This is a genomic window from Desulfuromonas sp., assembly GCA_002869615.1.
Classification (GTDB): domain Bacteria; phylum Desulfobacterota; class Desulfuromonadia; order Desulfuromonadales; family UBA2294; genus BM707.
Map to the genome: position 1 here is coordinate 1 of PKUH01000100.1, position 9,032 is coordinate 9,032.

The following is a 9,032-nucleotide window of genomic DNA, read 5'->3' on the forward strand; positions in this document are numbered from 1 at the left end:
TCTTTATTGAGCGATAAAGAAACGAACCAAAGAAACCGCTCCCTTGCCGGGGGCTTTTTCATGCGGTCTAAATTGTTTCAGTTCAACTGTGCTGACGGGGAGTTTACCTTGAGGCAAACGCAGTTCGTCTTCGTGGCGGTTGCGGTTGGGCTGCGGTTCAGTGGACGCGCTGGCGGAAGCGACCTCAAGAGCTTCGGGGGTGAGTCAAAGGCTATTTTTCTTGTGCTTTGCCCATAAGGTCAGAGTCGGTCGATGACCGCCGACAGCTTGGCTCTGATGTCGCCGGCAATCGGTTCGAGGCCGGGATTGTTGACCGCCTGCATCGAGGCGACCGGGTCGATGGCGCTGACTTCGGTCCGGCCGTCGTCGGTCACCTGGACAACGACATTGCACGGCAGCATGGTGCCGATATTCGGTTCGGCCTGCAGCGCCTTGTGGGCGTAGGCGGGATTGCAGGCACCGAGAATCCGGTAGGGCCGGAAATCGACGTCGATCTTCTCCTTGAGCTTGGCCGTCACATCGATCTCGGAGAGGATTCCGAACCCTTCCTTCTGCAGCTCGGCGGTGACCCGCGAAATCGCTTCTTCAAAGCCGCAATCGAGCTGTTTGCTGAAACAGTATGACATGAAGTTTATCCTTTCCACCCGCTGGCTCGGCGGACGCTTATTGGTTCAGGAATCAGGCCTCTTTCACCCAATCCCGGGCAGCTTCTGGATCGGTCGTCTTAAACTGGCGGATCTCGGCGGCGATGAAGTGGCGGGCGAGGTGTTCGGCCAGCTCGGCGAGCATTGAATCGGTAACCACGGCGACCCGTTGAACCTTGCGGTGATGATCACGCACGAAACGAAAGTGACTCAGTGCGGCGCTGATGCTTTCCCAGCCCGGGAACTTCGGCACTTCGAGGATCAGCCCCTTCAGTGCGCCGGACCGGATGATGTAAGGATCGACCGTTGCCGCCAGTTCCTTGAAATCCTCTTCCGTCAGAGGATCGAGCGGATGCACGTGAAGAATGCCGGATTGTTCATCGAGCGAAAATTCGATCATAGCTCCTCCCGTTATGACTACAGGTAAACTATATCGCTGATCAGGGCTCTGGCAACCGGCCAGGTCAATAGCAGGGAACTTTTCTCTGGATGAGATTTGAACGGACGGGACAGTGCTGTAAACTTTCCAGCCCCCAGCTTAAAGATGTGGCCGGATCTGGCACTCGACGCAGATCGGCTGCAGTTCGTAGAGTCCGGTCTCTTTGTTCAGCATGGTCTTGTGGGCAAGATGGGTGGCGCAGGTCACCTTGTAACAGAAGGCGCAGGCGACCGGTTCGGTGTCGGTGGAGGTGTAGTCACAAACGTGGCATATCCAGGGGGATTTTTCGGGATCGTTACTGCTCATGGACCAATCCTACAATAATTGACGCGTTGTGCCGACACCTTTTTCACTATTTTTGCCGGTAAACATGATCCGGGCTTGTCATTGCCCTGGTATTTGTTAACTGTCAGCTGCCCCCTCGTTTCTGCGGATTAACAACCAGTTCCAGCCTGCCAGGCCGACTGACAACAGGAGATAGGTTGCGATAACGGCCATTTGCAGAAAGTACGCGGCAATACCCCCCTGGTCACCGGCGTAAGCGGCAAAATAGTACGAGGTGCCGCTTCCCAAAAAGACGACTGTTCCACCGACGATCAGATAGGTCTTGCGCAAACCGGACCTGAGCCATCCCGAAAAAGGAAGGGTGATGATGAAGATCACGGCCGGTCCAAGCAGCATCAATAAGCCGATAAGCATATAGCGGTTTCCGGTTTCTTTATTGGCGTTTACCAGGTTTAACTCATGGCGGCGCCACGAACCTGTGTGAACCATCGCAATTTTAATTTGAGTGTTTCAATTTTGCCCAGAAGGATCTTTTGTCGATGTTAGCTGCCCGCTGTTTTCATAACGCTGCAGCCAGGATAATAAGAAAAAATGCAACGATTGCAGCAATAAGTGCAATTGAAAGCTTCTTTTGAAGTTTTAATAGTATTGAAACCCTTTCCGCTGGCGGGTTTTCACAAAAAGACTTGAACCCTTCACTGTGGCTACCCAGAAGGGATTGCTTCTCACCGCCGATTTTGAAAAACTCCAATCTGAGTCTGTTCGATATCAAATAGATCAGAACCCCCAGTATGATAATTATTAAAACGACGAACCTTAGAAAGAACATGTTTAAAACAAAGCCTTCGGATTACATTTAGACGGTTAACGGTTCATGATAATCGACGCAACGCGACCTTCGGCCGACCGGCGCAATTTCAGGTTTCTTTCCAGTCTAACACAAACGCTTTCCGCCCGGTTGCCTGGCTTGTTCGGCAGCTTCTATTTTGTGGGAAGCTGCTCAAAGCATTTTAGCTCAGCAATCCCCTTTACCCATGGCAGCATGCTTTCACAAAAGATATTTACTGCGGGTGTTACGAGAGAAGGTTGGTCAAATGAGCCAACCTGAACCATGCAGCGGCCCGGATATTTACTGAGTAAATTAAAAATTGGAGTGCCGCATGTGCCGCAAAAATGTTTTTTGGCATTTTCACTTATTTGATAAGTAGTCAGCACGTTTTCCCCCGCAGTAATTTCCAGATTCTTTTCTTCGATTACGGCGATAGTTTCGAATGCCCCGCCCGTAATTTTTTTGCATGTATTGCAATGGCAATTTACGATCGACTTAATTTCTTCATTTATTGTGTATTGAACTGAACTGCACAAACAAGATCCGGTAATGGTTTCAGACATCTGATTCTCCTTGATCTGTTTTTCTGCCTACGAACCGAGCTAAGCAGCGGGCCTGGCCTTTTCAATTTAGTATAAACCTTATCGCGAACCGCCGCCGTAACAACTGTCCGCTTGGTCAGCCGGTTTCAACTGGCCAGACTGCCGTATAAACAGGCTCATTCCAGCAGATAATCGAAATCTGAGATGTCGGTGAAAGCTTCAACCCCCTCGGTTTTTATGGCTTCAAGCCCTGCCCGGATGGCTTCGTCAGCCGATGGAAGAAACTCAGTCCATGTTGAACTGACTCCCAATGTGTTGAGTACTGAGAGCGACCACTCGCTCTCACCGATTCGAGTGGCAATAATCTCCAGTCTAACTCCGGCCATAACGACGGATTGTCTCCGTTCCTTTTCATGCATAGATCCCCTCCTTGGCGTGTTCGTGTCTGCAGATGAATAAAACCACCCNCCCTTATGCTCCTCTAACGTCTAAGCTCACTGGCGGGGATGTAGCACAGCGGAATCCCCGTCCAGTGCAGCGCATTGTTCGCCCTTTTATCTATGCTTTCTCGCAATATAGACCCCGTAACTAAAGTGGGCTTTGTTTCTTTCGTAAAGATCAATTTCGTGTCGTTCGGCGGCCACAATCTCACATGCTTCTTTACTGTTGCCGTTTCGACTTAGAAAAGCATCGAATCTGACCTGCATTGGACGATAATACTCGTCCAGCCAGCAATGCTCCGGTAACACGAAGTAGCCGATCGGTGAATAGCCATTTTCCTCCAGTAATTTGATCTTTGCAGAGGCCGTGTCGATTTCGGGGTATTCATTGGCCCAGTGAGCTTCAATCTCCGCAGGGCGATTGCTGGTTGTCCATGTAATCTCTGATGCAACAAGAAGCCCGTCAGGCTTCAGATAGCGCTTCCAATCTGCGACACCTTTTTGAAACCCGATGTTGTAGATCGCGCCCTCGGACCAGATAACATCAAACTCCCCTTCCTCAAACGGGAGACTGTCCATCGAAGCGCAAAGAGAAGTGATTTTTTCTGCAACGCCCTCTTTCTGAGCTCTCGTTTCCAAAACGGTTAAAAAGTCCTGGAGGAAGTCTACGGCCGTGATTTTTGCATTAAGCAGATGTGCCAAAATCAGCGTTGAAGCACCTGTACCACAGCCTATGTCGGCAATTTTCAATGGTGCATTTCGATCTATATTGGCAAGATCAATGGCCTTCTTTGTTTCTTCATCACCTCCAGGGCCTTGTCGAGTTGCGTCCTTATGGAGGTCTATAAGTAATTGCAATTCATCCACTCTCGTAACCTTCTTCTATTGTAGCCATAACGGACCAAGCTAAGCGGGCTGGAGCTGGTCCTTTTCAAGATTGTAGAAACCTTTACGCGAACCGCCCGTGTATCACCCAGTCCGCTTGAGCATTTGGTTATGCCGCGTTATATGTTTTGACTTCGGCAGGCAAGCGGTCAGCAAGTCTGTCCTCTTCAACATCAAGGTCATAGTCCATTTGTAAGCCAAGCCAGAATTGTGGTGACATTTCAAAGTAGTGAGCCAGGCGAAGAGCCGTATCCGCAGTGATTTTTCTTTTCCCGTGCACAATTTCATTGATACGGCGAGGCGGAACTCCCATGTCATTAGCAATTTTATTCTGACTTAAGTGCATTGGGGTCAGAAATTCTTCAAGAAGAATCTCGCCAGGATGTATGGGGCTAATTTTATTCATATTTTATCTCCTAATGGTAGTCAACGATCTCTACATCAAAGGCGTCTCCATCTCGCCATTTAAAACAGACTCTCCACTGATCATTTATTCTGATGCTGTGTTGTCCCTTTCTGCGACCTTTTAACGGCTCGAGGCGATTGGAGGGTGGGACTCTTAAGTCATTCAGAATTGTGGAACGGTTAAGCATGCGGAGTTTTCTCAAGGCAACTCGTTGTATGTCATTGGGAAATTTTCCGGAGAAAACCCTATTAAACACTTTTTCCGTTTCTTTACATTTGAATGACTGGATCATGATTTATATTGTAATTGCCATAACGCATAACGTCAAGCGTTATGCGTTATGGTGGGGCATAACGGACCAAGCTAAGCGGGCTGGGCTTGGTCACTTTCAATTGTGTAGAAACCTTTACGCGAACCGCCGATGTGTCACCCAGTCCGCTTGAGCGTTTGGATAGCCCCTACTCGTAGTGCGTCCACATGCGCAGTACCTTCACTGTACGAAGATCCTCGAGAACCTGATAGACAAGCCGATGTTTGATGTTGATGCGACGCGAGTAAGCACCAGCCAGGTCGCCAACGAGCTTTTCATATGGCGGTGGATTTTGAAAGGGATTCTCTGTAAGGATGTCGAGTAATTGTTGCGCTTTCGGTTTCAACCCAGAAGCGGAAAGCTTCTTTGCATCTTTCTGGGCATGCTTGGTGTAGACCAGCCTCCAACTCACCAGTCCAATTCCTCATCGCACTCTTCGACAGGCGTTTTCATGCCGTCAATGATCGACTCCTTCATGCCGGGAACAGAATGCAGATAGAGTGTCTCCTGTACTGCGCGCCAGTCATCTTCTGACACCAGAAACGCGCTGTTGCGCTTGCCGGTGATCTGGATGGGCTCGTGCGATTCGGATACGTCGTCGAGGAGTTTATAGAGAAGCTTTCTGGCTTCAGTTGCCGTGATGGTGGTCATTGGTGCCTCCTTTGCGTACGTTAAATCGTACGCTATCTGCGGGGCATTGTCAATCAGGTCTGTTGTGTGGGCTAACGGTTCATGATAATCGGCGGCGACGAAATGTTCGAACACCACCGCAATTTTAGACATTTTGCTTTTCAGATTCACACAGACATATTTTCCGTCTGGTTGATTAGTTTGTTATGTATATTGATTAATGGTTGAACCCCAGAAACAATTATAATTGTCTTTCCAATTCATAATACATTTAACTAAGGGGTATGGCTGTAGATTGTATTTTTTCAGTTCTGTTGGTTCCGCCAAGATGAACTCTAAGTGATTTTCATTCGAGCATGGTGGAGTCGTCCAATCAATGTCTGGCATTGTGAATTCAAAAACTAAATTTATCTCATGATTCTCTAGTTCGTTTTCTTTCCAGGTAGACTCGACCGCACCAATAAAGCGCTTCACAATAACTTTATTTCCTATTTCTTCTTCAATCTCCCTTGCCAGGGCGGCCTCGGCCGACTCGCCGTTGCGGATGTGTCCCACAGGCAGAAATGTATTAATGGCTCCCCTCTGACGGGCCAATAATATTTGGCCATTTACGTAGGTGATACCTCTTGCTAAATAATGAAATTCCATATTTTTTCCAGAGCATAACGGTTCATGATAACCGGCGGCAACGAACTGCTTGCCGACCACCGCAATTTTAGATTTTGCTTTTCAATTTAGCACAGACGTATTTCCCGACCGGATGATTAGTTTGTTAGCTATTTTTCTGAAAAGTATAAATCAACTCGAAAGCCAAGCCTCTGCGGCCTCTTTTTGATCTCTACCGAATGCTTTGATTTCAAGTCCTGGAACCAAGTGCCCTTCAAATTCACTTACTTTTTTTAACCACGTCTTATCAGTTAGAATTGCTGCGCGATCCAATTTTTTCATAAGGTCAAATATTGATGGCAGGCGAGAAAATTCAACTGCAATTGCTCCAAGGGATGGTAGGTGAAAGTCGATAATTTCATAAAGGATCTTTCCGTTTTCAATATCTTTTGATTTGTCGCAAAGTTCGTCCAGTGCAACTTTCATTTCCTCAGTATTTAGTTTTCCGCTGAGTTCAATATCCAGGCGATCAGTACCATTTTTAATTACTTTAATCATGGCCACTCCTGTGTATAAATTATTTAGATAGCTAACGGACCAAGCTAAGCGGGCTGGAGCTGGTCCTTTTCAAGTGTGTAGAAACCTATACGCGAACCGCCGCCGTGTCACCCAGTCCGCTTGAGTGCATGGTTAGGGCATGGATCAACTGTGTGTGGCTTCAGCGTGCAGCTTTAGACCCAGGGCCGAAACAACTTTAAGAATCGTATCAAACCCGGGAGTGCGCTCACCGGAGAGGGCCTTATATAGACTTTCTCTTGAAAGGCCTGTGTCACGCGCGACCTGTGACATCCCTTTGGCACGTGCGATATCACCCAACGCTTTGGCGATAAAGGCTGCATCTCCGTTAGCCTCTTCCATGCTCGCTTCAAGATAGGCGGCCATTTCCTCTGGGGTGCGAAGATGTTCGGCAACATCGTAGCGGCTTGTCGATGTTTTTTTCATCATGATCTCCTAAAGCTCTTTGGCGAGACGCAGGGCCTTTTTGATGTCTCTGGTTTGGGTGCTTTTGTCACCACCGGCCAGAAGAATAACCAATTCACGTCCGCGTTTTTTAAAGTACACTCGGTATCCAGGCCCATAATCGATCCGCAACTCCGAGACACCTTCGGAAACTGGTTTGACATCTCCAGGGTTTCCAGTGGAAAGACGCTCTATTCTGACCAGAACACGTGCTCTTGCACGGATATCACTTAGGCTGTCGAGCCATGCAACGAAAACTTCTGTTTTGCGGATTTCGATCATGATGAAAGTGTATCCCCCCGGCTACACATTGTCAATGGAGATATGAATGCTACGGTGTGCCCTAACGGATTTAGATAAGCGGCGACGACGCGACGGTACGGGATCAACCGAAGTTTTTTCTTTTCGGAAACACTCAGCTATTTTTCGTCCGCTTGATTTTATGGTTATGTGTACTTCATTTTGAAGGATCTTCTGGGTGCATGAAAATTGCGTCTGAAAAATAATTTAATTCCTCAGATTCCCACAGGCCATACATTATGCTTTCAAGTGGATAGCCTTCTAATGCACTCTTTGTGTTTAAAGGGGCACCCAGGTTTTCCTCGGGCCTCTTAGTGAAGTGATAGTTCAGGCTGTTTGCTATCACATCCGCTGCAAGGGTTAGCCCAGAGTCTTCACATTCAATTGAGTAATTGATTCCAGAAAAATCGCCAAGTATTTCTTTGTGATTTTCAATGCTTGTAGTGATTGCCCCCGTAACCTTCTCTTTTTTTTCTGGGTCGAATCCAGTAACTATTTTAATTTTTTTATTACCAAAATTGAGAAGCTCCTCTGCGGCATTTTCAAATTTTTTCTTTATGCTCAAATCAATTTGATCAGTTATTACGGAAAGATGAAAAATTTCTCCTACATTGTCTTGACACATCGCAATTGCTTTGCCGAATGCCCCCTGAAATAATTGTTCATGTAAAAGTTCTTTTTTTTCATTTTTTGAGACTTTTACTTTAGAGCGTCTCCGCTCTCTCGCCTCTTTGTGGAGATTTTTTACAAATTCAGACTGTTGAAAGAAACCCTCACTGTGAATTGCCTCAAAGAGGCAGATGATGTTTCTATGAAGAATATATTCAAAAATTTCTTGTCTAAGAGATTCTTGGTTTTCTGGTTCTAAGTCTGTTATATGAACTTTTCCATCAGTAAAATATTTTTTCTTAATATATTCTAAATCAGTACGCACACTTTCTAGGTATTTTTCAGGCACTAAAAAACCCGCCATAACACCAACTTCACCAAAATGCTTTTCTCTATTATCTGAATAACCTTTGGCGCCAGATTCATCTATGACAAGAAATATTTTTTCCAATTGCCCCCCTTTTTACACATAACGGACCGAGCTAAGCGGCAGTGCTCGGTCTTTGAATTTAGTAGAAACCTTTACGCAAACCGCCGCAGCCCCAACCTGTCCGCTTAAGCATTTGGTTAGCCGTCTTTATGCATTTTCGTCGTAGATTCTTGAATAATTGGAAAATTCCGTATCCTTCAGGTCTTTCTCGATTACAGATTTTGCTACCTCGAAGTCTACGACAAAATTACATACTTCCATAGTACCGCTCCCAATACTGCCACCGTCACAGTGGCCCAAGCCCGACCAGCCTAAAACTTCGTCCATTCGGTCTTGTAATTGGTGTCTTTTGTTGAGGTCAGACTCTGACCCCATTCCTTCAATGAGATACTCAATTAAGAGTATTCTGTGGTCGTCAATGTCTATGGGGGCAAAGCCCTGCCCAATCAAATTGTCAACTTCCTTTTGAATGATTTTAGTTGGGGATTTTATGAGGGATTTTTTAACAGTTTTTTGTTCGCCAGTTGTGCCGAGTTCTCCCCAGTGGACGGTGTGGGAACCATCGTTATTTTCCCAGGTTTCCCAATATTCTTTTTTCGTTTCAGAAAACCGATACAGTTTCAACATGCTGAATTCTCTTCTTTGACGGCTAACGGA

Annotated in this window: 19 protein-coding genes; 1 reads left to right on the forward strand and 18 read right to left on the reverse strand. The window is 46.7% G+C overall.

Features of this window, described 5'->3' with window-relative positions:
* Window positions 1-237 (forward strand): hypothetical protein (locus tag C0623_10540; protein PLX99007.1); only part of this gene is annotated, 237 nt, incomplete at its 5' end.
* A 2-nt stretch (window positions 238-239) separates the two neighbouring features.
* Here the strand turns inward: C0623_10540 and C0623_10545 are convergent.
* The 18 genes from C0623_10545 to C0623_10630 form a co-directional block, all read right to left on the reverse strand.
* Window positions 240-626 carry a hypothetical protein gene (locus C0623_10545; GenBank protein ID PLX99008.1) on the reverse strand — a complete coding sequence of 129 codons (387 nt, stop codon included), beginning with the start codon at window positions 624-626 and terminating at the stop codon, window positions 240-242.
* 52 nt (window positions 627-678) lie between these two features.
* A complete protein-coding gene (locus C0623_10550) occupies window positions 679-1,044 on the reverse strand; it encodes a hypothetical protein (protein PLX99009.1) in 366 nt (121 codons plus the stop codon).
* Window positions 1,045-1,182: 138 nt separating this feature from the next.
* The gene (locus C0623_10555) at window positions 1,183-1,389 is read right to left on the reverse strand and encodes a hypothetical protein (protein PLX99010.1); all 207 of its coding nucleotides are present in this window, start codon (window positions 1,387-1,389) and stop codon (window positions 1,183-1,185) included.
* Between the two features lie 96 nt (window positions 1,390-1,485).
* Complete coding sequence (locus tag C0623_10560; GenBank protein ID PLX99011.1) at window positions 1,486-1,782, reverse strand: hypothetical protein; 297 nt, start codon at window positions 1,780-1,782, stop codon at window positions 1,486-1,488.
* Between the two features lie 145 nt (window positions 1,783-1,927).
* Window positions 1,928-2,197, reverse strand: coding sequence for a hypothetical protein (locus C0623_10565; GenBank protein PLX99012.1), 270 nt, complete (start codon window positions 2,195-2,197; stop codon window positions 1,928-1,930).
* Window positions 2,198-2,349: 152 nt separating this feature from the next.
* A complete protein-coding gene (locus C0623_10570; GenBank protein PLX99013.1) occupies window positions 2,350-2,760 on the reverse strand; it encodes an aldehyde-activating protein in 411 nt (136 codons plus the stop codon).
* A 155-nt stretch (window positions 2,761-2,915) separates the two neighbouring features.
* Entirely contained in the window at window positions 2,916-3,158 is a 243-nt protein-coding gene (locus tag C0623_10575) for a hypothetical protein (GenBank protein ID PLX99014.1), read from the reverse strand.
* Window positions 3,159-3,293: 135 nt separating this feature from the next.
* A complete protein-coding gene (locus tag C0623_10580; protein ID PLX99015.1) occupies window positions 3,294-4,046 on the reverse strand; it encodes an SAM-dependent methyltransferase in 753 nt (250 codons plus the stop codon).
* A 127-nt stretch (window positions 4,047-4,173) separates the two neighbouring features.
* Complete coding sequence (gene higA, locus C0623_10585) at window positions 4,174-4,470, reverse strand: addiction module antidote protein, HigA family (GenBank protein PLX99016.1); 297 nt, start codon at window positions 4,468-4,470, stop codon at window positions 4,174-4,176.
* Window positions 4,471-4,480: 10 nt separating this feature from the next.
* On the reverse strand, window positions 4,481-4,762 hold the full coding sequence (locus tag C0623_10590) for a plasmid maintenance system killer (protein ID PLX99017.1): 282 nt from the start codon (window positions 4,760-4,762) through the stop codon (window positions 4,481-4,483).
* 166 nt (window positions 4,763-4,928) lie between these two features.
* Window positions 4,929-5,192, reverse strand: a complete 264-nt coding sequence (locus C0623_10595; GenBank protein PLX99018.1) for a Txe/YoeB family addiction module toxin — start codon at window positions 5,190-5,192, stop codon at window positions 4,929-4,931.
* Window positions 5,189-5,431 (reverse strand): type II toxin-antitoxin system prevent-host-death family antitoxin, encoded by a 243-nt coding sequence (locus C0623_10600; GenBank protein ID PLX99025.1) that lies wholly within the window; start codon window positions 5,429-5,431, stop codon window positions 5,189-5,191. Before C0623_10600 ends, C0623_10595 begins: the two co-directional genes overlap by 4 nt.
* 183 nt (window positions 5,432-5,614) lie before the next feature.
* Complete coding sequence (locus C0623_10605; protein PLX99019.1) at window positions 5,615-6,058, reverse strand: DNA mismatch repair protein MutT; 444 nt, start codon at window positions 6,056-6,058, stop codon at window positions 5,615-5,617.
* Between the two features lie 150 nt (window positions 6,059-6,208).
* Window positions 6,209-6,574 (reverse strand): hypothetical protein, encoded by a 366-nt coding sequence (locus tag C0623_10610; GenBank protein PLX99020.1) that lies wholly within the window; start codon window positions 6,572-6,574, stop codon window positions 6,209-6,211.
* A 144-nt stretch (window positions 6,575-6,718) separates the two neighbouring features.
* Window positions 6,719-7,018: a putative addiction module antidote protein gene (locus tag C0623_10615; protein PLX99021.1), complete on the reverse strand. Its 300-nt coding sequence runs from the start codon at window positions 7,016-7,018 to the stop codon at window positions 6,719-6,721.
* 9 nt (window positions 7,019-7,027) lie between these two features.
* Entirely contained in the window at window positions 7,028-7,318 is a 291-nt protein-coding gene (locus C0623_10620; protein PLX99022.1) for an addiction module antitoxin RelB, read from the reverse strand.
* 175 nt (window positions 7,319-7,493) lie between these two features.
* The gene (locus C0623_10625) at window positions 7,494-8,396 is read right to left on the reverse strand and encodes a hypothetical protein (protein PLX99023.1); all 903 of its coding nucleotides are present in this window, start codon (window positions 8,394-8,396) and stop codon (window positions 7,494-7,496) included.
* A 126-nt stretch (window positions 8,397-8,522) separates the two neighbouring features.
* Window positions 8,523-9,002, reverse strand: coding sequence for a hypothetical protein (locus C0623_10630; GenBank protein ID PLX99024.1), 480 nt, complete (start codon window positions 9,000-9,002; stop codon window positions 8,523-8,525).
* Window positions 9,003-9,032: the final 30 nt, after the last annotated feature.